Genomic DNA, 22,927 nt, shown 5'->3' with positions numbered 1-22,927 from the left:
AGAGAGATAGGATAATCCATTTAGAAATAAATTAAGAACCTATTAAAGACTAAAAATATAGTTTTTAATAGGTTCTTTTATTTTATGAATTAACTTACAAAAATAAAGAAAGACTGGAAGCTGTTGACAAATGGGTCTTAAGCTTATATAATAAGTTTGTAACAATTACTTAACAAATATAACAAGTTAGTAATAACTTATAATAAGTTTTGGAGGAATAACATGAGATTATATCGTTTATTATTTATTACAGGACTAAGTGTATTTGCTTTAGTAGGAACAGCACAGGCAGCTGTTTATGGTACATTACAAAGTGAAACCTTACTTCAAACAGAAGGTAAAGAACCTGTTATAAAGGAAAAAGGAGACGTTGTTAATATTGTGTCTAAAGAGGAGGGTAAGTACATAGTAACTTTAGAAGATGAAAGTACTTACGAAGTAGAGGAAGAGGCCGTTCAGATATTAGGAAGTCTGACAAAAGCTACGGCTGAAGATACGAAAGTAAGAGTAGCTGCAAGTCCAGAGGCAGATATTATCGATTTTCTTGATGCAGAAACAGTTGTTTTAGCTCTTGAGAGACAAGATAATTTTTATAAAGTAAAACTAGAAGATAGGGAAGGTTATATTTATAAAAGTCAAATTGATGAAACAGATTTAGAGCTTCTCCCTTATAAGAAAACGGTAGTAGAAAAACCAATTGAGCAAAAAACTTATATTGGTGAGGAAGTTGTAAATTATGCCAAACAATTTCTAGGTGGACGTTATGTCTATGGTGGTAACAGCTTAACCACAGGAGTGGATTGTTCAGGCTTTACACAGCAAATTATGAAAAAATTTGGAGTTTCTATTGCACGTAGCTCAAGAGCTCAATATAGTACAAATGGTTACCGTGTAAGTGTAGATAATATTTTACCAGGAGACTTAGTGTTCTACGGTACCAATGGGAAAACAATTGATCACGTTGCGATTTATGCAGGTGGGGGACAAATTATCCACGCAAGTGATGCTAAATCAGGAATTAAGATGAGTAAGCTTTATTATGGTAAGCCTATGATTGGTATAAAACGTGTTTTAGACTAAATGGATAAATTTTAAATATAATTTTTAATAATTTAGTCAATAGTTGACATACAAAAAGTTATAGTTTATAATAAGTTCGTAACATTTATAAATAATATATTAACGTACAAGATAAATAGATAAACATTCAGGGGGAAATAATAGTGAAAAGCAAAACTCTTAAGATTTTAGCCACCGTATTCATGTCTTTTACAATTCTTTCAACAAGTTTATTAGCTGCAGAAGAAAAAAATGGTGTAGCCACAGAAACAGCCTATGCCTATGTCATACCTGATAACAACGGAGAAGTAGCCTGTTATATAAGAGAAGGTGAAGAAATAGTTATTGTAGAAGAAACAGAAGGTTATTATGGGGTTTTAATCGAAGAGAATGAGATTGTCTATTTGGAAAAACAATATATAAAGGAAGCTGCTAGCTCCGTAGAAGTGAAGGCAGAAGAAGAGGTGTCTGTAGCACCAGAAGTAAATATGGAAGTAACAAAAGAAGAAAAGGTTGAGGCACCTAAAAAGCAAGAACTATCTATAGGGGAGCAAGTTGTTAACTATGCCAAACAATTTGTTGGTACTCCTTATCGTTCAGGAGGTAATGATTTAAATAAAGGTGTTGATTGTTCAGGTTATACAACAGCTGTTTTTAAGCACTTTGGAGTGACATTAACTAGAAGCTCTAGAGGACAGTTTGCATCAAATGGTTACAAAGTATCACGTGAACAATTAAAACCTGGAGATTTAGTATTTTATGGTTATGGTACAGTCAATCATGTAGCAATTTATGTAGGTAATGATACAGTTGTCCATGCCACAGTACCAGGCAGTACAGTAAAAGTAAGTCCAATGATGCAAAGGGGTATGGCACCTATTATGGGCTACAAGCGTGTTATTGAATAATAAGGTTAAAAACTAGCTTAGAGAGTGTTTTTAAGCTAGTTTTTTATTGCTTGTGAGTAGTTATTAAATGAGATAAAGGGAGTTTATGAGTGAATTACTTATTCACTCATAAACTCCCTTTTAGTGATTACGCGTTTTTATGTACTTCTAAATATAAGGAACGATATTGCGGATATTTTTCATTCTCTTAGCAAGAAGTAAGATAACAAAAGGTGTAAGGGCAATTGGTACAACATCTGCAATACCAATCCAAAGGATGCAGAAGGTATAGTCTAAACCTGCGAAGTAAGAAAGGGATAGGCTTGTTGTAAGAATCATAAGAACTCCAAATAAGATACTCCAGAATAAACAAACACCAATAAATTTACCTTTGTTTTCTATAAGTTGAAGTAAATCAACTTTACCATTCTTTAAATGAATCAAAGCAGGAAGAGCTGCTGAGAGTCCTACGGTAATACCGTCTGCTAAAGGGGAATGGAGTGGAATAAAGTTACCAGAGAGTAAAGCCCATACGATAGTTCCTATATAACCAGCAAAGAAGCCTGTAACAGGTCCGAAAAGATAACCAACTACAACGATAATAAAGGCGAAGGTTCTAAAATGAACGGCACCAGGAATTAAAGGAATGGGACAGAGATAAGCCCATAAAACACCTGTTAATACCCCAAATACTACAAAGAAAATAATATTTACAAATGAAAATTTCTTCTTGTCTTGCACTGTAAATCCTCCTTAGAATTAATAATTAATTTCTGCCATTTCTTTAAATATATCAAGAAGCTTCTTACACGCGTAATCAAAAAGCTTATGACCTTTTTCACAAGTAGCATAGGTTGGGCCCCAATTACACCACTTTTAGTAACATCTTTGGTTTTCCAGCCTGCATTATAAGGACCGAAAACCGTAACAAATTTATCACCTGTAAAACAGGGATTAGGTGCTTCATCTACTGCAAGTTCCATATGAACAGTTTCAGGACGAGCTGCTAACATAAGAGAGGTTTCTAATTCACAGGCATGGAAAACACCATATTTATCAGATTCCTGAAGACCTTGAAGTCCTTCAGACCAGAAATCTGTAAACCACCAGTCGAAAACAAAAACATCAAGATTGAGATCAATACGTAAGTCTCTACTAATCATATTAAGCATATCAGTATTACCACCATGGCTGTTAAAAAGCACAAGCTTTTTAAAGCCACTTGCAGCAATAGCGCTGGCTAAATCATGAAGTAAAGCATAAAAGGTTTGAGTACCGAAAGTAAGGGTACCTGCAAATCCCATGTGCTCATTGCTTTTGCCCACATTAAGTTGAGGGGCAAAAACAAGATTACCTGCTTCAAACCTATGCTCCTTAACGAGTTTATCAATAAGAGTCGAAAGGATAATAGCATCTGTGCCAACAGGAAGATGTGCACCGTGTTGTTCAGTAGCAGAAGTCGGTAAAAGAATAAGTGTTTTGTTCTTATCAAGTGCTGCAATTTCATCTCGGGTAAGATTTTCCCATTTTGTAATCATGATAATCCTCCTTGTAATGGGGCTTAAATCCCCTATTTAAACAGGTATGTAGAAATAAATACGTAATAGAATAGTAATACTAATAGCTAGGCTATTAGCGATAACAAAGTAAGCATCATAGTAGGTTGCCTTAATACCTTTATAGGTTGTACGATGCACTTTAAAATCCAACTGATAATAGTGCATAGCAAGTGAAATAGCTTGTCCTTTGCTAATAACACGAAACAGTAAAGGAAGTGAAAAGGTCACATAGTTTTTAATCTTTGTCATCCATCCACAGTCCTCAATCTCTAAGCCACGAGAGCTTTGAGCTTCCATAATGGCCTTAAGCTCAGAGATGACAATAGGGATAATTTGAAAAATAAGACCAATAGCAAAGGCAACAGTATAAGGAATATGCCACTTACGAAGACCGAGTATAATTTCACTAAAGTTAGTAGTAAGTAAAACTGTATAAAAAGAAGAAATCATAAGGAAGATGCGTAAGGCATAAACGCCACCTTTATACAAGTCATACCAATCAAAACAAATATAAAGCTCTTGACCATTTATAAAAGGAAGAAGTCTTTTATAAAAAATCGGACCATAAGGCACAATAGGTGATTCAAAAAGACCTAAAATAAGCCATAAAAAGAAAATAAACACAAGTAAAACCTTTAATTTTCCTGCTAGTACTAAAATGTATTTCTGAATGTGGCTTATATGCCACATAATCATAAAAAAGCCAAATAAGAAAAGTAATGCAACTCCTGATTTAATAACACTTGTCACAACTGCCATGACCACAAAAAACATAAATTTTGTACGAGGGTCTAAACGGTGAAGTAAGGAGTTGCCATCTACATATTGTAAGTAATCCATCTTTTTCCTCCTTACTACTTTTTAAGTTTTTTAATTTTTTCTGCAAATTCTTCAACAGTATAACAGATTTGCTCTAAGCCTAAAGACTTAGATAACGCAACAACAGGTGGAAGAGCAATATGAATGGCATCAAACAACTCTTCTTTACGAGATAACTCTTCTTTACAGCCTTCAAATAGCTTTTTGCCTTGATTTAAAAGGATGGCACTATCTGCTAATTTAAAGACAAGAGGAATCTCATGACTAATAATAACAACAGTTTTACCAGCTGCTGTAAGCGTATGGATCATTTGCTCTAAATCTTTTACAAGAAAGTCATCCATGCCTAAAGTAGGCTCATCTAAGATAATCACATCTGCACTAGAGAAAAGAACAGAAAGAATAGTGAGCATATGTTTCTTACCCATTGAGAGATTGAGAGGGAAGGTTTCTCTTTCATCTGATAAGTCATAACGGTTAAGTACCTCCTCGAGTTGTTTCTCGGTAAAAGGTACATTTTGCATACGTGCACAAAAAGTAAGTTCTCTCTCAACGGTTTCTTCAAAAAGCATATGTTCAGGGTGTTGAAATACTAAAATGATATCTTTAGAAATTTGAGCTACCGTTTTTTTAAGCGTAGAATCACCTTTATAACGTACATCACCAGAAGTAGGCTTATAAAGGCCATTAAGATGCTTAACAAAAGTTGTTTTACCCGATCCATTTTGTCCTAAAATAGCAATGACTTGACCTACTGGTAGATTGGCATTTACATCCATTAAGGCATGAAACCCATCTGAAAAGGTTTTAGTGAGGTTATGAGTTGTAATAATAGGAGCACAACTACAAGATTCACTAAAGCTTTTTAAGCCAGAACCCTTAGTAATTAGTTGCTCAATTTGAGTTTTAGCTTCTTCTAATGTATAGAATAAGTCAATTTCCTTAAAATATTTAGAAAGTTCACGGTAGATTTCCACTTCTTGAGGGATGATAACCCCTAATTTTTTTTGTAATGAAAAATCTCTAAAGAATTCATCACGGGTACCATCAAAGACTACTTCACCATCTAAGAGCCCAATGACGTGGTCTACGATATCAGCAGACCAAACCAGATTGTTATCTACAAGTACTGTTGTTGTGCCACTTACGCGCAATTGACCGAGTATGCTTTGAACCATTAATTTGCCATTAGGATCTAAGGAGCTTACAGGCTCATCCATAATGAGAATATCAGGGTTCATGGCAAGGACAGAAGCGATACAAACAGATTGTCTTTGTCCTCCAGATAAGGTAGCAACACTACGGTTTCTAAGGTGCTGAAGATTAAGAAGGTCCAGAACATATTCCATACGTTCTACGATTTCCTCTTGACTGATACCTAAATTTTCCATACCAAAGGCAATAGCATCCTCTACACCATAACCAAATAGTTGGTTTTCAGGAGTTTGGCTAACCACACTTACAAAGGTGCCTTCAGGCATATCAAAAGAACCTTCTAATACACCATTCATAATAAGAGAGGGGATGACCTTGCTGAAAATTTGAATAAGTGTGGATTTACCACAACCACTAGGACCGACAATGGCAGTCACTTTACCTTGTTCAATTGTAAAATTGACATGATTCAAGACGTTCTTTCCATCTTCTGAATAGCGATAGCTAATATCTTTTACTTTATAATTCACTACTTATACTCCTAACTCCATATATTTGGTTATCTCGAAACAGTAACAGGGAAAAGAGGCAGGGGCTCAAGGAATAAGATATCCTCACGATGAGCAGCGTCTCCTTCGGCAAGGATAGCTGCTTTACCAGCGATTTTCCCCCCTGCTTTTGTTACAAGAGCTTCAAGGGCTTTTAAAGATTCACCTGTACTAATAACATCATCTACAATTAAGATTTTTTTACCACGAATCATGTTACTTTCTTCTTTATCAAGACATAAAATTTGCTTTTTTTGAGTGGTAATGGAATAAACCTCTGTTATAAAAGGGTCTGTCATGTAAGGCTTGATACTTTTTCTAGCAACAAAATATCTTTTCATATTTAAAATACGCGCTAATTCTTGGACAAGAGGAATACCCTTTGCTTCAGCTGTAATAAGGTAGTCTACCTCAGGTATTTTTTCTGCTAATGCAGCAGCAGCTTTTACCACCAATTCTGTATCTCCTAATAGAACAAAGCTAGCAATTTCAAAATGGTCAGCAACTCTAACACGAGGTAGTTGACGAATACAACCTACAATATTCATTTCATAAAAATTTTTTTCCATTTTAAAGCATCCATCCTTTCTTGAAATTATTTATTTGATTTTTCGACAAACATCAATTAATTTCCACAACAAGATTATGCACTAATTTATTTTTGTTATCAATATATTTTATATATTTATTTTATAATTTAATTTTAGAATATATATTTTAGAGTTATTTTTATAAAATTATATAATAATTATATAATTTTACATATAAATGCAGAGATTATGGAACTTACTTAAAGAGAATAAGAGAGTACTGTGATTAAAAGATAAAATGCATAAGATACACTTGAATGAGTAGATAATAAGAAAGTAGAGATGAAAGATTAAATAATATAGAATACCTAAAAGGAGTTTAGAATGAGTGTAAAAGTAAGACCTGGTTATGCATGCATTAATCTTTCCATAGGAGAAAATTTCAAGAGCTTTAGACGAGCTACGGTAGAAAAGAAGGAAGTGGAGAAGTTAACAAAAGTATTGCATGCTAATATACGTTTATTAAGAAAAATTATTGAATATAACGTAGCACATCAGATTTATGTCTATCGTCTAACTTCTGATCTTATACCATTTTGTAGCCATCCCTTAATCAAAGCCTTAAGTGAAGAGGTTATTTTTCAAAATAATGAAATGCTAGAACATTTAGGACGTATTCGTGCACTTAAAAGCTTCTATAACCTGAGGCTTAGTATCCATCCGGGACAGTTCAATGTATTAGCTAGTCCTAAAAAAGAGGTAGTAGAACGGTCTATAGAAGAAATTAATGCACAAACAAAATGGATGAAGGAGTTAGAAGGTGATAATGTTGTTTTACATGTGGGAGGTGTTTATGGTAATAAAAAAGAGGCTTTAAAGCGTTTTGAAGAAAATCTAGCCTATGTAGACACAGAACTTTTAAGTATAGAAAATGATGATAAATGTTATAGTGTAGAAGATATTTGGCCTCTGTGTAATAAGCTTGGATTAAAGTGGGTCTATGACTACCATCATGACCGCTGTTATCCCTCACAAAGACGAGAGGTAAGTGCATTCATTAAAGCCTATCCTCCTCATAAATACCATCTTTCAACAGGTACTCCTCAACCACATCAGCCTTCCCATGCAGATTATATTTCAAAAGAAGACTACAAAGCTTTTACGGCTTTTTTAGAAACGATAGGCATTAGAGAAGTAGATGTGATTTTTGAAGCAAAAAAGAAAAATTTAGCTATTACCCACCTATTAAAACCGATAGGAGGGGGTTATTGGGTAATGAAGGATTAAAGACACCTTGTAAGGTGTCTTTTTGAGGAGGAGCTAACCTATAAAGTAGCGACTCAATTGGGTAATAAAAAAGCAAAATAGAAGACCGATGCTAGTAGGATAAAGAAAGGCAAAAACCGTCCACTTTAAACTTCTTGTTTCATGATAAATAGTCAGACAAGTAGTGGCACACGGAAAGTGAAAGAGTGAAAAGAGCATTGTACAGAGTGCGGTTAATGAAGTCCAACCATGAGCCACAAGGAGCTCACGAAGAGCAGATAAATGTGTTAGATCAGTCAGGTTTCCAGTTGCTAAATAGCCCATAATGATAAGCGGTATGACAATTTCATTAGCTGGAAAGCCTAGGAGGAAGGCCATCAGAATGATACCATCTAGACCTATAAGGCGGGCAAAGGGATCAAGGAAATTCGCACAGAGTTGCAGTAAGCTGATACCACCCAGATAAGTATTAGAAAAAAGCCAAATGATACATCCAAAGGGAGCAGCTACAATGATTGCTCGCCCCAAAACAAACAGTGTACGGTCAAGAAGAGAGCGTCCTAATACCTTGAAAAACTGAGGTCTTCGATAAGGTGGTAATTCCAGTATAAAAGAAGAGGGAAGTCCTTTTAGAAAAGTAAGTGAAAGAAGTTTAGAGCTTAAAAGAGTCATTCCTACCCCTAATAAAATAAAAAAAAGAAGAATAAGTGTGGCTACTAAGGATTGGAATGGAGAAGCAATACCTGTTACAAAGAAAAGGCTAATAAGAGCAATAAGCGTTGGAAAACGTCCATTACAAGGAACAAAATTATTAGTAAGGATGGCAAGAAGTCGCTCCCGTGGGGAATCAATAATGCGACAGCCTATGACTCCACAAGCATTGCAGCCAAAGCCCATACACATAGTGAGGCATTGTTTACCGTGGGCACAAGCCTTCTTAAAGTATTGATCCATATTAAAGGCGATACGAGGGAGGTAACCTGAGTCTTCTAAAAGTGTAAAGAGAGGAAAAAAAATGGCCATAGGAGGAAGCATAACAGAGATAATCCAAGCCAGTGTGCGATAAATACCTAGTACAAGAAGGCTTGTTAAAGGAGGAGCCATTCCCCAGTCATTAAATAAAAGTAAAAGTTTATCTTGTAAACTAAATAAAATAGAAGCAAGCCATTCAGAAGGATAATTAGCTCCTACAATGGTAAGCCAAAAAATAAAACCTAAAAGAAGAAGCATAATGGGAAGTCCTGTTCGTTTAGAGGTAAGAAGATGGTCTAGGCGGCGGTCTCTTTGGTGATAGTTACTATTTTCCAAGGTAACACATTGATGGTAGATTTTATCAGAAGTATATACGAGACTTTCAACTAAAAGAGGATGTAAGTTTTCACTAGAGAGAGTATGTTGTTCAAGTATGCATTTGGCTGTACTAAGCGCGTGTTTCAAGGTGGGAGTATCTAAGATGTTTTGCCCTAGGTAAACTTCTAGAGAGTTAAAAAAGCTTTGATCTTGAAGAAGTAAACGAAGAGCAAGGAAGCGGCTTGGAAAGAGAGGAGCAAGTTCTTCAAAGGCAGGTAATAAACAAGTAATAGCTTTTTCAACAGGTGCTGGATAGTCAACTTTAAAGAAGGTACTTTTCTTTTCTTTACAACACATACTTACAGTGGCCATTAGGTCAGTTAACCCTTCAGAGGAACGGGCACTTGTTCCTACAACAGGGATATGAAGCCAACTAGAAAGCTTATCTAAATCAATATGAATTCCTTTTTTTTGGGCTTCATCTAAGAGATTAACACATAAGATAGCATAAGGAGTAACCTCTAAAATTTGAAGAGCTAAATTCAAATGACGTTCTAAGATAGTAGCATCAGCAACGATAATGGTAACGTCTGGTTTTTCAAAACAAATAAAGTTTCTCGCAATTTCTTCTTCTACAGAGCTGACCATTAAAGAATAAGTACCAGGTAAATCAACGAGGGAAAAAACCTCATTGTTGTAAGTAGTTGTACCACGAGCGTTAGATACAGTTTTTCCAGGCCAATTACCAGTATGTTGATTAAGGCCTGTTAAAGCGTTAAAAAGGGTACTTTTGCCCACGTTAGGATTTCCAGCTAAAGCAATGACGGGGTGTGACGTGAGGAGTTCAGAGGTTGTAGAATGAAGGCTAAAGCCTGTAGATTGATTGGTAAGTCCCATAAATGACCTCCTTAAGTAAAAATAAAAAATGGGATTAAAATGAAAGTTTTAAAGGTATAACATACAAAAGTAAAAGGTAAGTGAGGATGCGTATTTTAAAAGTATTCAATAAAAAAGATGCCTTGTGGAAAAACATAGGATAAGACAAGGCATCTGAGGAGTAGGAGGGTATGAAAATTTTTAGCAAATAACTATTTTATTTAAGGGAGGAAAGATTGAATAACTATTTTTTGGGCATCTTCTTGGCGTAAAGCAATGACAGTACCTCGAATGAAATAGGCAGTAGGGTCACCAGTTGGACTACGATGTAAAGCTTCAATAGGCGTTCCATTAATAGCGCCTAAGTCTAGCATCCGAGGCATAAGTGGTCCTAGTGCTTCTACATTAACAATCTGAGCTTTCTGTCCAATGGCAAGTTGATTAAGAGAAAATAAAGAAGTTTGCATAAGATGTATCTCCTCAAGCAGATAATAAAGTAGTGTTTCTTTACTACTATATGCTAAATGGAAAAAAATGGTTACAAAAAGAAAGGTAGCAAAGGAGAAAAAACAATGAAATCATTCTGTTTATTTAAGAAAAGAATACTGAGAAAAAAGCTTTTTATGCTAACATTTGGAACTCTTCTAAGCTGTTCACTAGTGAGCCAAGGAGCGAGTATTCATGGGTTTTACAAGTCTAAAATAGAGGTAGCAGAAGCTAAAAGACTCCTACCTATTTATTGTGTAGATACAAATGGAGAAAAGAAGGTAGCTCTTACCTTTGATGCAGCTTGGGGAGCAGAGGACCTCACTCAAATTGTGGAGATATTAGAAAAATATCAGGTACGTGCTACTTTTTTTGTGGTAGGAGATTGGGCAAGAAAATATCCAGAGGAGGTTAAGCTCCTTATTCAAAAAGGACATGATGTTGCTAATCATTCTAATAAACATCCTCATATGAATAGCATGAGCAAAGAAGAAATCAAAAAAGATATTATGGCAGCAGATGCTTCTATTAAAGAAATAGCTGGTAAAGAAACAAAACTTTTTAGGCCTCCCTATGGAGAATATAATAATACGGTAGTAGAAGCAACTAAGGAATGTGGCTATTATTGCATCCAATGGGATGTGGATTCTTTGGATTGGAAAAATTATGGTGTACAACCTCTTATTGATAAGGTGGTTAATCATAAAAATTTAAGACCAGGGTCTATTATATTAATGCATAATGGTGCTAAATATACAGCGCAGGCACTAGAAGCTATTATAAAAGGTGTACAAGACAAAGGTTTTATCTTTGTACCTGTATCGGAGCTTCTTTTGGCAGATGAAGAGTATTCGATTGATTTTGAGGGAAGACAAAAGAGTAGTCAGCCCATTCATTAATTAAAAGTAAGGTCTTTATAAAAAAGACCGTTCCTAAACACTTGGTGTTAGGGACGGTCTTTGCTTTTATTTAAAGGATAGTACCTTTGATACTAACAGAACTCAAAGAAAGTAGACGCTAATTGATCTTCAAAAAGGGGTAACATGAGTTCATCAAGGAGTCTGCTTAACTGCAAAACATCTGGGGCTAAAAGATTGTAGTTATTTTGTACAACAAGTACATTGAGTTCTTTTTTTAGTTTATTGATAATAAGCATGTTGGGCGTATTCATGAGAGATACTCGCCTTTCCTTTATGAGCAAGATTAGGCAATGGATTGCCTAATTATATAATATGCACTTCAGATAAAAAAGTGACTTTTTAACTGCAACCAGTTGTTGTTCCACACTCCATACACACTTTACATGTCCCATTCTTAATAAGACGTGAACTTTTGCAAGTTGGACATGTCTCACCATAAAGGAGCGTAGCAGCTTCTTGAGAAGAGGGTGACTTTAAGTTTTTTGGAGAAATAAGAGTCTTTTGCTGAGGAATAGAAGGCTTGGAATCATGAAGTGTCTTGATAAAGCTTGCTTCTGGTTTTACTTGACAGTAAGTAAAGTCTCCAAGCTCGCTATCAATAATCTTACTAATTAAGTCGGAAATTGAATCAGCCATTTTGATATAAGGGTGACCATAAACAAAACCACTAGGTTCATATTTTTGACCTCGATACATAGAGGCAATATCGCGAGCTGGAACACCGTATTGAAGCATTTCAGAAACAGTAGTGGAAATACTATCAAGTAATCCTTTTACGAGTGAGCCTTGGCGACCTGCTGAAACATAAACTTCACCCAGTCTACCGTCTTCATAGAAGGAAACGGTAATATAGAGCTTTAATCCTCCGATTTCTGCTTCATGTACATGTGCATTACGAATACCCGTTGGTTTGACACGAAGTGGCACTTGAGGAACTGACACCTTGGACTTTGCATAGGCTAATAATTCTTGGTAGGAAAGATTCTCAAGGCGAGTAGAAGCCTCTTCCTCCTGTAAAGTTGTCGTAAGAGGTTGACATACTTTACAGCCATCACGATAAAGAGCTATTGCTTTTACACCTAATTGCCAAGAAGCTTCATAAATAGCAGCTACATCAGCAACCGTTGCTGTATTTGGCAAATTAACTGTTTTAGATATGGCACCAGATACATGAGGAGTAAGGGCAGCCATCATTTTAACGTGACCCATTGGGGGAATATAACGCTCACCACTGCCACATTTATTAGCTGTATCAAAAATAGCATAATGCTCTTCTTTAAGATAAGGTGCTCCTTCTATCTTGCCATCTAAAAGTACTCTATAGTCACCTTTATCCTCTTTACGTAAAATATAGTCGGTGATAGCAGTTATTTCTTCTTCGGTGTAGCCTAGCTTTTTTAGAACAGTTGGGATGAGGGGATTCACAATCTCCATGCTACTACCACCTACTAGTTTCTTGTAAACAACATGACTAAAGAATGGCTCAGAAGAAGTTGTTGCACAGTCCATGGCAAAGGCAATTGTACCAGTAGGTGCTAAAACAGAAACTTGTGCGTTACGAAAACCATAGTTCTCGCCAGAAGTCAGTGTCATTTTCCAGGTTTTTGTAAGGCACTCTCCTAGTTCTTTGAGGCCAAGTGTATTTAAAAGCTCATGATTAATAGTAAGTGGACTATAATTTAAGCCTTTAAAAGCCTTAGAGAAAGTAGTAGGGGCACTTGCTTTAGCATGATTATAAAGTACCTTTAGCATATAAGACTTATTTGCTTCAAAGCATTCAAAGGCACCAATTTCTTTAGCAAATAAGCTAGAAACATAGTAAGAATAGCCTGTTAGTAAGCTCATTAAGGAAGCACCTACCTGCCTTGCTTCTTCACTATCGTAAGGAAGCCCCATCAGCATAAAGAGTGCGCCTAAATTAGTGAGACCTAAACCTGTTGTGCGGAAAAGATGAGAACGACGAGCGATTTCTGGTGTAGGGAACTGCCCGTGGTGGATAGTTGCTTCAAGTACAATCTGTACCATCTTAATACAATGCATATAGCCTTCTAAATCAAAGGTATTTGTTTCTACATTATAAAACTGGGTAATATTAATACTTGCTAAGTTACACGCTGTATCATCTAAAAACATGTATTCAGAGCAAGGGTTGCTGGCATTGATCCGATTATAAGGAGCAAAAGCTTTGCCATCTTCCCCGGCAGGGCAGGTATGCCATGCATTAATGGTATCATCAAATTGGACACCAGGGTCACCACAGCGCCAAGCACCATAAGACATTTTTTCATAAAGAGCTTTAGGAGAAACGGTACCTAAAACATTACCTTCTAAGCGCCCAATGAGGGGATAAGATGCTTCCTCATCATGAATGAGTTTCATAAAGGCATCTGAAATACGAACCGAGTTATTGGCGTTTTGACCTGAAACTGTTTCATAGGCTTCTCCATCAAAATGTGTATCGTAGCCCATTTTGCCAAGTGCTTCTACTTTGTCCTCCTCATAGGCCTTCCAATTTACAAAATCTTCTATTTCAGGATGGTCAATATTAAGGATATTCATTTTAGCTGCACGACGGGTGGTACCACCTGATTTAATGGCTCCTGCATTACGATCAAATACTTTAAGGAAACTCATGAGTCCAGAGGACATTCCTCCTCCAGATAATTTTTCACCTTTACCTCGGATAGAAGACCAGTTGGAGCCTACTCCTGAACCATATTTAAAAAGACGTGTTTCTGTAGTTAATTGGTCTGTAAGGGATTTAGGACCTAGAAGTGAATCTTCGACACTCACAATAAAACAAGCAGAACCTTGGGTACGTGAATAGGCATCTTCAGCTTCAACTACTTTCCTAAGGGTAGTATCATAATAGAAGTGACCTTGACTAGGACCCGTAATCCCATAGCTAGATTGAAGACCTGTATTAAACCATTGAGGACTATTAGGTGCCCACATTTGACTCAGCATCATATAAGCAAGCTCGTTGTAAACGGTTTGACGTTCAGTTTCATCAATAAGACCTTCATCAAGAGCTGCTATAACCCAAAAATTAACCATACGATGAACAACTTGTTTAAAAGAAGTTTCATGATAAGGTGCTTCTGGAAGGCCGTTTTTTCTAAAATATTTACTTGCAATAATGTCACAAGCATTACTCGAGAAATGAGTAGGAAATTCGAGGTTTTCCATATGTATAATAGAAGCACCTGTTTTGTAATCTTTAATATTTACGTCAATAGTATGCCAAGTAAATAAATCGTAGACTGTTTGAGTGCTAGTATCTAATTGTTTTGTGTAGTAGGGTGAAAGTAAATCTTTTAATTTATTAACCACAATACATCCTCCTTATTTAACGAAAAGGGCAAATGCCACTTTATGGGTGTTATTACTGTAGCATATTTTAAGCACCTAATCAAGACAAAAGTACAATATATTGTATGTTTTTAAATTGAAAGGTATACATATAACACTTCAAAACCTTCTTAATTAAAAGCCTTGAAAAACAAAAAGAGATAATAGGAATAAAGTACTACTTGTCTGAATACTATGTTAATGACAGATGAAGCTGTTAAAGAACAAAACGAGGATAAGGAGAGGGTAAAGGGATGGTAGAGCACATATTAGAAAACAATGAAGTGATATTAATAGGTAAAGTAGTAAGTGATATAAGATTTAGTCACAAAGTATATGGGGAAGGTTTCTATACCTTTGATTTAGAAGTACCGAGGCTTAGTGACTCAGCGGATATATTACCTCTTACAATATCAGAGAGGTTACTACCTACTATAGGTAATATACAAGGTAAAGTACTTGAAATATTAGGACAATTCCGTTCGTATAATCAATATGAAGAAGGACGTAATAGGCTTATTCTTACAGTATTTATTTTAGAAGCTAAAGAAGTAAGTGAACAAGAATTAGCCAAAAATAAAAATAGTATTTATCTTAATGGCTATGTATGTAAGCAACCTGTTTATCGTACAACACCCTTTGGAAGAGAAATCACAGATTTATTAATTGCTGTTAATCGTTCTTATCATAAATCAGACTACATACCCTGTATTACTTGGGGAAGGAATGCTAGATTTGCAGAAAGTTTAAATATTGGTGATCATATAGAGGTATGGGGACGCATCCAAAGTAGAGTTTATCAAAAAAAATCTGAAAGTGGAGAAATAGCTACTAAGGTGGCTTATGAGATTTCAATAGGTAAGATGGAAATCGCAGAAGACAATAATAAGGCAGAGTAAAATCTAACATGTATAAAAGGGAAAGTTAGTAAAATCCAATTTACTAGCTTTCCTTTTAAGTTATATAAAAGTAATGAAAATAAAGGTGTTACAAGATGGAAAGGGAGCGAATAAAATGAATGTATCAAATAGAGAGGGGGAGTTAGTATGAAAAAGATATTAGTTATTTCAGATAGTCTGTTTTTACTTCAAAATTTTTATCGTATTTGTGAGGAGCGACATTATAATAAAGAACAGTTTGATATACGGTTTTGTGCCTCTAATAAGGCATTTCTAGAAAGATATAAAGGACGTACAGATATTGGTCCTATTTCTATTAAAGAAAGTGTAGAAGCTATTTTAAAGACGTATGATTTAGTGTTGTCTCTACACTGTAATGACAAATTACCAGCTATTCTCGTCAATCAGTTACCTTGTGTCAATTTACATCCTGGTTATAATCCTTGTAATCGAGGCAAATTCCCTTATGTATTTAGTATATTGAATAAAAAAGCTTTAGGGGTGACACTTCATTTAATGGACGAAGAACTTGATCATGGACCTATTATTGTGAGAAAGAAACTAGAAATAGAAGCTTGGGATACAATGGATACACTCTATGATAAACTCTTACAGCTAGAAGTAGAAGTACTTGAGGCGCATATAGAGAGCCTGTTAAATGGAACTTTTACAACCTTTCTACCAGAAGAAGAAGGAAATATTAACTATGCTAAAGATTTTCATCAGCTTAAAGCATTAGATTTAGAGCAAGAAATGACATTAGGAGAAGCAATTGATTTACTACGTGCCTTGACTCATAAGGATATCAATAATGCCTATTTTTATGATAGTAAGAAGAATAAAGTTTTTGTAAAAATCTTTTTAGATAAAGAAAACTAAATGCATAAATTTTTGGAACATAGTGTAAACAACTAGACTATCTTTTAAACTGTGCTATAATAATAATACCTATAAAAGAAAAGCAATTAGAAGGGAAAGAAGTGATTAATTACAGGATTATAAGACAAAATAGAAAAACCGCTAGTATTCGTGTAGAAGAGGATTTGACAGTAAGTGTTAGGATCCCTTATTTCATGAAGGAAAAAGAACTTCATACTTTTATAGAGCAGCATGAGGCATGGATTTTGCGAACAATTGAACAAAAAAAAGATAAAAAGCTACAAAGAGATTGGCTAACAACCGGAAAAATACTTTATCTAGGGGACTATAAAAAGGTGAAAATCCAATATAGCTCAAGAGAGAAAATAGAAATTCAAGATGAATGGCTTATTTTAACAACTAAAGAAGGGCAATCAGAAGAAAGGTTGCGCTTACAAATGAAAGAATTCTTCCGTGAAAAAGCTAAGGAACTGCTCCCTGAGTTTACCAAGTATTATGCGCAATTACTAGGTGTAAATGTGAATCGTATAACCATTCGTGAGCAAAAAACAAGGTGGGGGAGTTGCTCTTCTAGAGGGAATATAGCTTATAACCTCCATTTAATCGGAGCCCCTGAAGCTTGCATACACTATGTTGTGCTTCATGAGGTGATGCATCTTCGCTTTTTTAATCACAGCTTAAGTTTTTGGAAAGGGATAGAAGAAATAATGCCAGATTATAAGCAGCGCATGAATGACTTAAAGCTATTTGGACAAAACTTTAGTATATAGTTTTTTAGGAGGAAAAGATGTGGAAAATGGACTTATAGAAGTATATTATGGAGATGGAAAGGGAAAAACTACTGCGGCCATAGGTTTAGGTATGCGTGCTATAGGCAATCAATATAAAGTTATTATGATTCAGTTCTTAAAGAATGATGATACATGTGAGTGTAAGGTACTAAAAGGACTTGAGCCATACTTTAAGGTTTTTCACTTTGAGAAAAAGAGAGGCTTTACTTGGGAGTTAACAGATGATGAAAAAGAGGAACTTAAAGGAGAATGTCAAATCGCTTTAAAATTTGCTAGTAAAGTGATGGATACAGGTGAATGTGATGTGCTTATTTTAGATGAAATACTGAATGCAGTGCAGTTAGGTATTATCCCAGAAAAGCAGCTCTATGATTTAATGGATAATAAACCAGAAGAAATAGAATTAGTTTTAACAGGGCGCCAAATAAATGAAGAAATAGCAAGACGCTCAGACTATATCAGTTGTATAGATGCTATTAAACATCCTATGGAAAAGGGTATAGCGGCTAGAAAAGGAATAGAGTTTTAGAAAGGTTAGAGATTTGTCTAGCAAAAAAGCAAAATAAAAGAACCGTGTATGAGTGAACAAGCATACACGGTTCTTTTTACTTAAAGAGTCCAGGTCTTTTTAAAGGAATCTTTAAGCCTGTAATAAATGATCCATATTATAAAGTCCAGGTGTTTTCGTTACTAAAAATCTAGCAGCTTTTAAGGCACCTACAGCAAAAACTTCTTTTGAGGTAGCTTGATGGCTTAAAGTAATAAACTCATCGTTACCAGCAAAGAGGACGTCATGTTCACCTACAATACTACCACCACGCACTGCATGAATACCAATTTCTTTGTGTGGACGTTTTTCACGTACGGTAGAACGGTCGTAGCGGTAAGTATAACTATTATCTAAGGTTTCATTGATGGCATCGGCGATAGCTAATGCCGTTCCACTCGGTGCATCTATTTTTTGATTATGATGTTTTTCTATAATTTCAATGTCAAAACCACTATCTGCCAATATTTCAGTTGCTCTTTTGGCAAGAGCAATGAGAAGATTAACACCCAGTGACATATTAGCAGAAAAGAAAATAGGAATTTCATGACTGCTATTTTTGAGATCTTCAATAACTTCATCAGAAAGACCAGTTGTACATACTACAAGAGGCATTTTCTTTTGACGTGCATACTCTAAAAGTGCAGGAACAGCAGAAGCTGTTGAAAAATCAATAATCACATCAGCTGGAGTAGGGCATTCATCAATAGTAGCAAAAACGGGAAAAGGGTTAACAATATGAAGGTAAGGGTCTACACCTGCTACTAATTCCATATCCTGCTGATTTTTTATTATACGAGAGATGGTTTGACCAATCTTCCCATTACAACCATGCATTAATACTTTTATCATGTGTCTCATCCTTTCTACGAGTAACTACTCAGCTATTAAAGAAGCTTTTACAAGAGCCTCACGAAGTTTTGGAGCATGAGCTTCTTCAAGAGTAGTAAGTGGTAAGCGGCAAGGTCCTACGCCAAAGCCCATCATATTAAGTGCAGCTTTTACAGGAATAGGATTTACTTCGCAAAAGAGTGAATTTGCTAGAGGGAGTAATTCTAACTGAAGCTTGAGGGCTTCAGCTGTGCGTCCACCTAAATAAAGGCTAACGATATCATGGGTTTGTTTTGGGGCAATATTAGAAAGTACAGAAATAACCCCTTTACCACCTAAAGATAAAAGAGGGATAATTTGATCATCATTACCTGAGTAAAGATCAAGTTTATCGCCACAAAGTGCTGCAATTTCAGCTACTTGCGAAATATTACCCGTCGCTTCTTTAAGACCTACAATAAGGTCTATTTTAGAGAGTTCAAGTGCTGTTTGAGGTGTGATATTTACACCTGTACGACTAGGTACACTGTATAAAATCATAGGAAGGTCTGCAGCTTTTGCAATGGCTGTAAAATGTTCAATGAGACCTCTTTGTGTACATTTATTATAATAAGGTGTAACTTGAAGTGTTGCATCAGCACCAAGTGCTTTTGCATTTTTAGTAAGTTCAATACCATGACGGGTATCATTGCTACCCGTACCAGCTATAACAGGGATGCGACCAGCCACGCGGTCCACAGCAACCTTGATACACTCAAGGTGTTCTGCATCTGTCATAGTAGAAGCCTCACCTGTTGTACCACAAATAATAAGAGCATCTGTGCTGTTAGCTATTTGAAAATCAATGAGTTCCTCAAGTTTTCCAAAATGAATATCTCCGTTTTCGTGAAAAGGTGTAACAATAGCTACACCAGCTCCTTCAAAAATTGTCATAATACCAATCCTCTCACCATAATGTTTTTTATAATGACTTAACCGTATACTGCAGTAGACCTGTAAACTTTTACCTTTGCTACCATTCTATTCATAGAACGTTGTAAAGGGTACCCCTTTTGCTTTTTAAAATAAAAAAACCAGCACAAGAGGCTGGATACTAGGTCAAATCAAAAATCATTAAAAATGATGTAATGATAACGTAGCACTCCACCTCCTATTGTATAATAAGTGGTGACAGTTGTATAGTTATTAACCATACAACCAGAAATAAATACAGCAAGGTATTTAAATCTTCGGCAATCCACCCTTTCACTTTTTTTCAACTTCTCTTGCTAGAATCTAAAAAGTTACTCCTGAGCACTGCGCCTCTACAATTAAGTATTATATTGCGCTAACTATAGCACTTTAAAAGAATAATGTCAAGAATGAATTGTATTTATTTATAAAATTATAATAAAGTCCAATAATAATTATATTTTATTAGGATGCGAAACAGAATAAATAGGGGCCTAGTGTATAAAATTTATTTTTTTGATACATACTTTAGAAAATCTAAAAAGGAGTAAGGGAAGATGAAAAACAAAGAGAAGTTATTTGATGCATTATCACCAGATGAAAAGATGAAGTTAGAAATTGCAGAGGAGCTTGGTCTTCTTGGTAAGGTGCAAGCAGGTGGTTGGAAAAGCTTATCAGCTAAAGAAACTGGGCGAATTGGTGGATTAATGACTAAGAAAAAACGTGAACTCGCTAAACAAACAGAAGAGTAGGCGTTTAAATAGGTAAATAAAGAGCATTGCAAAACCTAAACAGTAAATGGATAGGGAGTGCAATGCTCTTTTTAGTAGGCTTAAATTAAAGTGGCTAAAGGTGTTAATAACGAATTTTTACAGCAATTAGCGACATGTTATGACACGCTAAGAGGTAATATAACATAGTATATAACTAGAAACACTAAAAGATAGGGCTAGGATGGAGTCTATAGAATAAGGAGGAGGAAAATGGAAATTAAAAACAATAAAGAAAACTACTGGGGAAGAGGATATAGAAATAACTTCAGAAAGAAAAAGGATCTCCAAGAGAATGTTAAAAGCACTATAGAAAATGATGACATAAATACAGTAGAAGAACATACTCCAGTGGATAAGGGATGCTATTACTGTTGCTGTAGAGGACCTAGAGGTCCACAAGGAGAAGTTGGTCCAGCAGGTCCAGTGGGAGTTTGGGAATCAGCAGGTATCCAACTTATTAATAAGGAACCACGAGCAGGAGAGGAACTTGTTATTCATACAGGAGAGGTTATTCCCTTTGATACGGTAGTAGAGGGATTTAATGGAGTAACATACAGCGATGGAAAGATTCATATTCATTCAACGGGTTACTACTTATTTAGTTGGGAATTCATAGCAAGGCCGCTGGAGACAGAAAGGCACATTATTGTTCGACTAGAAGATACAGGTTTTCTTCCTAATGTATATGGTAAGAGTGCGGCTATGTCCAATAATCCAAGTATTATAACGGGAACAGCCTTAGTATTAGTGGATAGTATTCCCTTAACAGCAAGTATGAACCATGAATTACTAGAAAATACAAGTTATCAGTTAGGAGGAAGCAAAGATTACCGACTGGTAAACCGCTCCAGTGGTGATATTGTTATTGCAAGTGCTTATAATAAAGAGGGAGATTTAAGTGTCTATTATGCGGGTTCTTTAACTGTTTATAAAATAGCTGATTTATACTGGTCATAAACCATATAAGTATAGTGTACAAATAAAAGTACTTTATATCGGATTATAAAAATCTGACATTAAAGTACTTTTTAGTTGCGTTCTTATTTCTAAAAAAATAAAATTTTAAAAAGAGAGATTAAAAACTTAAAGCCTCCAGTAAAGATAGCCTAATTGATGAGCTAATTTCTTATCATAGATTCCTTTAATATCAGCTATTAGAGGGGGATAGTCTTTATCTTTCTCTTTTTTAAAAAGTGTAAGAAAATCTTCCAGTGAATGGGCTTTGAAGCAGTCATGAGCTACTGCTATAACAAGTGCATCTAGACTCTGAAGCTCATGATAGCTAGTCAGTGTGAAGGGGTAGTGACTAGCTACTTCTTCTGGATCTGCTACTGGATCTACAATAAAGAGGTTAATACCATAGCTAAGGAGGGTGGTTAGGAGGTCTACAACCTTAGAGTTACGTGTATCTGGACAATTTTCTTTAAAGGTAATACCTAAAATCCCTACCCGTGCTCCTTTCACAAGACGATTGCCTTCAATGAGAAGGCGAACCACTTTTTCAGCTACATAAGAACCCATTTGGTCATTTAAAGACCTACCAGCCAAAATGATTTTAGAAGTATAGCCAAGTTGACTGGCACGATAAGTAAGATAATAAGGATCCACACCAATGCAATGTCCACCTACAAGGCCAGGGTAAAAAGAAAGAAAATTCCATTTGGTAGAAGCGGCTTTTAATACCTCTAATGTATCAAGATTCAAATGCTCAAAAATGATAGAAAGTTCATTCATAAAAGCAATATTAATATCACGCTGTGCATTCTCAATAACCTTTGCAGCTTCGGCCACTTTGATAGAAGGTGCACGATAAACACCTGCTTCAATAACTAATTCATAAACCCTAGAAATGGTATCAAGTGTTTCTTCATCTATACCGGAAACAATTTTTACGATTTTTTCTACTGTATGCACCTTATCCCCTGGATTAACCCTTTCAGGAGAATAACCTACTTTAAAATCCTTACCACAAGTAAATCCAGAAGCTTTTTCCAGTAAAGGAACACAAACCTCCTCTGTCACACCTGGAAAAACGGTAGATTCATAAACAACAATGCTACCAGGCTTTAGATATTTCCCTACAGTGTTAGAAGCATGAATGAGGGGGGAAAGATCAGGGGTATTATCCGAATGGACAGGAGTAGGTACAGCAATAATATGAAAGGTAGCAGTTTGTAAAGAAGTTTCATCAGCTGTAAACAGTAGGGTTGCTTGGTTAAGTGCTTCAGAGCCTACTTCATTGGTCTTGTCTATACCGTTTAAATACTGATTAATTTTAGTTTCATTGATATCGAAGCCTATAACCTTGATTTTTTTGGAGAAACCAAGAGCTAATACAAGCCCCACATAACCAAGGCCTGTAACAGCTAAGGTTTCTTTTTTTTGAATTAAATCTTCATATAATGATATCATCTCAACAACTCCTTATAGATACAAAACTATTATTTACATTTCTCTATATTAGTATTCTATAAAAGACACAGAGGTAACGTAAATAACAAAAAAAGATG

22 protein-coding genes and 1 riboswitch are annotated in these 22,927 nt (G+C 35.5%); of the genes, 10 read left to right on the top strand and 12 right to left on the bottom strand.

Annotated elements, in window-relative coordinates; genetic code table 11:
- Nucleotides 1–222 precede the first annotated feature (222 nt).
- A complete protein-coding gene (locus CS063_RS07760) occupies nucleotides 223–1,080 on the top strand; it encodes a C40 family peptidase (protein WP_099449132.1) in 858 nt (285 codons plus the stop codon).
- Between the two features lie 143 nt (nucleotides 1,081–1,223).
- Nucleotides 1,224–1,967: a C40 family peptidase gene (locus CS063_RS07755; RefSeq protein WP_099449131.1), complete on the top strand. Its 744-nt coding sequence runs from the start codon at nucleotides 1,224–1,226 to the stop codon at nucleotides 1,965–1,967.
- 147 nt (nucleotides 1,968–2,114) lie between these two features.
- On the opposite strand, the gene CS063_RS07750 is transcribed toward CS063_RS07755, so the two are convergent.
- The 5 genes from CS063_RS07750 to CS063_RS07730 are packed head-to-tail and all read right to left on the bottom strand — an operon-like array spanning nucleotide 2,115 to nucleotide 6,596.
- Complete coding sequence (locus CS063_RS07750; RefSeq protein ID WP_099449130.1) at nucleotides 2,115–2,687, bottom strand: aminotriazole resistance protein; 573 nt, start codon at nucleotides 2,685–2,687, stop codon at nucleotides 2,115–2,117.
- Nucleotides 2,657–3,484: a creatininase family protein gene (locus CS063_RS07745; RefSeq protein ID WP_308415454.1), complete on the bottom strand. Its 828-nt coding sequence runs from the start codon at nucleotides 3,482–3,484 to the stop codon at nucleotides 2,657–2,659. The genes CS063_RS07750 and CS063_RS07745 overlap by 31 nt, the downstream gene beginning before the upstream one ends.
- A 36-nt stretch (nucleotides 3,485–3,520) precedes the next feature.
- On the bottom strand, nucleotides 3,521–4,345 hold the full coding sequence (locus CS063_RS07740) for an energy-coupling factor transporter transmembrane component T family protein (protein ID WP_099449129.1): 825 nt from the start codon (nucleotides 4,343–4,345) through the stop codon (nucleotides 3,521–3,523).
- A 14-nt stretch (nucleotides 4,346–4,359) separates the two neighbouring features.
- Nucleotides 4,360–6,009: an ABC transporter ATP-binding protein gene (locus CS063_RS07735; RefSeq protein ID WP_099449128.1), complete on the bottom strand. Its 1,650-nt coding sequence runs from the start codon at nucleotides 6,007–6,009 to the stop codon at nucleotides 4,360–4,362.
- A gap of 29 nt (nucleotides 6,010–6,038) precedes the next feature.
- Complete coding sequence (locus CS063_RS07730) at nucleotides 6,039–6,596, bottom strand: phosphoribosyltransferase family protein (RefSeq protein ID WP_099449127.1); 558 nt, start codon at nucleotides 6,594–6,596, stop codon at nucleotides 6,039–6,041.
- A 345-nt stretch (nucleotides 6,597–6,941) separates the two neighbouring features.
- Here CS063_RS07730 and uvsE point away from each other — a divergent pair, with 345 nt between their 5' ends.
- The gene (gene uvsE, locus CS063_RS07725) at nucleotides 6,942–7,844 is read left to right on the top strand and encodes a UV DNA damage repair endonuclease UvsE (RefSeq protein WP_099449126.1); all 903 of its coding nucleotides are present in this window, start codon (nucleotides 6,942–6,944) and stop codon (nucleotides 7,842–7,844) included.
- 33 nt (nucleotides 7,845–7,877) lie between these two features.
- On the opposite strand, the gene feoB is transcribed toward uvsE, so the two are convergent.
- Nucleotides 7,878–10,010: a ferrous iron transport protein B gene (gene feoB, locus CS063_RS07720; RefSeq protein WP_099449125.1), complete on the bottom strand. Its 2,133-nt coding sequence runs from the start codon at nucleotides 10,008–10,010 to the stop codon at nucleotides 7,878–7,880.
- Nucleotides 10,011–10,210: 200 nt separating this feature from the next.
- The gene (locus tag CS063_RS07715) at nucleotides 10,211–10,456 is read right to left on the bottom strand and encodes a FeoA family protein (RefSeq protein ID WP_099449124.1); all 246 of its coding nucleotides are present in this window, start codon (nucleotides 10,454–10,456) and stop codon (nucleotides 10,211–10,213) included.
- Nucleotides 10,457–10,561: 105 nt separating this feature from the next.
- Between CS063_RS07715 and CS063_RS07710 the strand changes: the two genes are divergently transcribed.
- Nucleotides 10,562–11,374 carry a polysaccharide deacetylase family protein gene (locus CS063_RS07710; RefSeq protein WP_308415453.1) on the top strand — a complete coding sequence of 271 codons (813 nt, stop codon included), beginning with the start codon at nucleotides 10,562–10,564 and terminating at the stop codon, nucleotides 11,372–11,374.
- Nucleotides 11,375–11,466: 92 nt separating this feature from the next.
- On the opposite strand, the gene CS063_RS07705 is transcribed toward CS063_RS07710, so the two are convergent.
- The gene (locus tag CS063_RS07705; protein ID WP_099449123.1) at nucleotides 11,467–11,646 is read right to left on the bottom strand and encodes a Spo0E family sporulation regulatory protein-aspartic acid phosphatase; all 180 of its coding nucleotides are present in this window, start codon (nucleotides 11,644–11,646) and stop codon (nucleotides 11,467–11,469) included.
- 88 nt (nucleotides 11,647–11,734) lie between these two features.
- On the bottom strand, nucleotides 11,735–14,728 hold the full coding sequence (locus CS063_RS07700) for a vitamin B12-dependent ribonucleotide reductase (protein WP_099449122.1): 2,994 nt from the start codon (nucleotides 14,726–14,728) through the stop codon (nucleotides 11,735–11,737).
- A gap of 272 nt (nucleotides 14,729–15,000) precedes the next feature.
- On the opposite strand from CS063_RS07700, the gene CS063_RS07695 reads away from it, so the two are divergent.
- The 4 genes from CS063_RS07695 to CS063_RS07680 all read left to right on the top strand — a co-directional run bounded on the left by CS063_RS07695 (nucleotide 15,001) and on the right by CS063_RS07680 (nucleotide 17,844).
- On the top strand, nucleotides 15,001–15,645 hold the full coding sequence (locus tag CS063_RS07695; protein ID WP_099449121.1) for a single-stranded DNA-binding protein: 645 nt from the start codon (nucleotides 15,001–15,003) through the stop codon (nucleotides 15,643–15,645).
- A 147-nt stretch (nucleotides 15,646–15,792) separates the two neighbouring features.
- Entirely contained in the window at nucleotides 15,793–16,524 is a 732-nt protein-coding gene (locus CS063_RS07690; protein WP_099449120.1) for a dTDP-4-amino-4,6-dideoxyglucose formyltransferase, read from the top strand.
- 101 nt (nucleotides 16,525–16,625) lie between these two features.
- The gene (locus CS063_RS07685; protein WP_180270725.1) at nucleotides 16,626–17,294 is read left to right on the top strand and encodes a M48 family metallopeptidase; all 669 of its coding nucleotides are present in this window, start codon (nucleotides 16,626–16,628) and stop codon (nucleotides 17,292–17,294) included.
- A 19-nt stretch (nucleotides 17,295–17,313) separates the two neighbouring features.
- Complete coding sequence (locus CS063_RS07680) at nucleotides 17,314–17,844, top strand: cob(I)yrinic acid a,c-diamide adenosyltransferase (RefSeq protein ID WP_099449118.1); 531 nt, start codon at nucleotides 17,314–17,316, stop codon at nucleotides 17,842–17,844.
- Nucleotides 17,845–17,955: 111 nt separating this feature from the next.
- Here CS063_RS07680 and dapB read toward each other — a convergent pair whose 3' ends face one another.
- Together dapB and dapA are read right to left on the bottom strand one after the other, a co-directional pair.
- Complete coding sequence (gene dapB / locus CS063_RS07675) at nucleotides 17,956–18,714, bottom strand: 4-hydroxy-tetrahydrodipicolinate reductase (RefSeq protein WP_099449117.1); 759 nt, start codon at nucleotides 18,712–18,714, stop codon at nucleotides 17,956–17,958.
- A 24-nt stretch (nucleotides 18,715–18,738) separates the two neighbouring features.
- Nucleotides 18,739–19,626, bottom strand: a complete 888-nt coding sequence (gene dapA, locus CS063_RS07670) for a 4-hydroxy-tetrahydrodipicolinate synthase (RefSeq protein WP_099449116.1) — start codon at nucleotides 19,624–19,626, stop codon at nucleotides 18,739–18,741.
- Nucleotides 19,627–19,821: 195 nt separating this feature from the next.
- Nucleotides 19,822–20,008, bottom strand: a riboswitch (Lysine riboswitch).
- A 193-nt stretch (nucleotides 20,009–20,201) separates the two neighbouring features.
- On the opposite strand from dapA, the gene CS063_RS07665 reads away from it, so the two are divergent.
- Nucleotides 20,202–20,396 (top strand): small, acid-soluble spore protein, alpha/beta type, encoded by a 195-nt coding sequence (locus CS063_RS07665; RefSeq protein ID WP_099449115.1) that lies wholly within the window; start codon nucleotides 20,202–20,204, stop codon nucleotides 20,394–20,396.
- A 231-nt stretch (nucleotides 20,397–20,627) separates the two neighbouring features.
- Nucleotides 20,628–21,374, top strand: coding sequence for a hypothetical protein (locus CS063_RS07660; protein ID WP_099449114.1), 747 nt, complete (start codon nucleotides 20,628–20,630; stop codon nucleotides 21,372–21,374).
- A 126-nt stretch (nucleotides 21,375–21,500) separates the two neighbouring features.
- On the opposite strand, the gene CS063_RS07655 is transcribed toward CS063_RS07660, so the two are convergent.
- A complete protein-coding gene (locus CS063_RS07655; protein WP_330400996.1) occupies nucleotides 21,501–22,829 on the bottom strand; it encodes a nucleotide sugar dehydrogenase in 1,329 nt (442 codons plus the stop codon).
- Nucleotides 22,830–22,927: the final 98 nt, after the last annotated feature.

The sequence above is a fragment of the Sporanaerobium hydrogeniformans genome (genome assembly GCF_002735925.1).
Taxonomy (GTDB): Bacteria; Bacillota; Clostridia; order Lachnospirales; family Cellulosilyticaceae; genus Sporanaerobium; species Sporanaerobium hydrogeniformans.
The sequence above is the reverse complement of the archived record's forward strand: the minus strand, read 5'-3'. Positions and strand labels throughout refer to the sequence as shown.

Bases quoted from the DNA above. Each gene is read 5' to 3' on its own strand.
- CS063_RS07760 (WP_099449132.1), top strand. From the start codon at position 223: ATGAGATTATATCGTTTATTATTTATTACAGGACTAAGTGTATTTGCT.
- CS063_RS07745 (WP_308415454.1), bottom strand. From the start codon at position 3,484: ATGATTACAAAATGGGAAAATCTTACCCGAGATGAAATTGCAGCACTT.
- CS063_RS07740 (WP_099449129.1), bottom strand. From the start codon at position 4,345: ATGGATTACTTACAATATGTAGATGGCAACTCCTTACTTCACCGTTTA.
- CS063_RS07730 (WP_099449127.1), bottom strand. From the start codon at position 6,596: ATGGAAAAAAATTTTTATGAAATGAATATTGTAGGTTGTATTCGTCAA.
- uvsE (WP_099449126.1), top strand. From the start codon at position 6,942: ATGAGTGTAAAAGTAAGACCTGGTTATGCATGCATTAATCTTTCCATA.
- feoB (WP_099449125.1), bottom strand. From the start codon at position 10,010: ATGGGACTTACCAATCAATCTACAGGCTTTAGCCTTCATTCTACAACC.
- CS063_RS07715 (WP_099449124.1), bottom strand. From the start codon at position 10,456: ATGCAAACTTCTTTATTTTCTCTTAATCAACTTGCCATTGGACAGAAA.
- CS063_RS07710 (WP_308415453.1), top strand. From the start codon at position 10,562: ATGAAATCATTCTGTTTATTTAAGAAAAGAATACTGAGAAAAAAGCTT.
- CS063_RS07705 (WP_099449123.1), bottom strand. From the start codon at position 11,646: ATGAATACGCCCAACATGCTTATTATCAATAAACTAAAAAAAGAACTC.
- CS063_RS07695 (WP_099449121.1), top strand. From the start codon at position 15,001: ATGGTAGAGCACATATTAGAAAACAATGAAGTGATATTAATAGGTAAA.
- CS063_RS07690 (WP_099449120.1), top strand. From the start codon at position 15,793: ATGAAAAAGATATTAGTTATTTCAGATAGTCTGTTTTTACTTCAAAAT.
- dapB (WP_099449117.1), bottom strand. From the start codon at position 18,714: ATGATAAAAGTATTAATGCATGGTTGTAATGGGAAGATTGGTCAAACC.
- dapA (WP_099449116.1), bottom strand. From the start codon at position 19,626: ATGACAATTTTTGAAGGAGCTGGTGTAGCTATTGTTACACCTTTTCAC.
- CS063_RS07665 (WP_099449115.1), top strand. From the start codon at position 20,202: ATGAAAAACAAAGAGAAGTTATTTGATGCATTATCACCAGATGAAAAG.
- CS063_RS07660 (WP_099449114.1), top strand. From the start codon at position 20,628: ATGGAAATTAAAAACAATAAAGAAAACTACTGGGGAAGAGGATATAGA.
- CS063_RS07655 (WP_330400996.1), bottom strand. From the start codon at position 22,829: ATGATATCATTATATGAAGATTTAATTCAAAAAAAAGAAACCTTAGCT.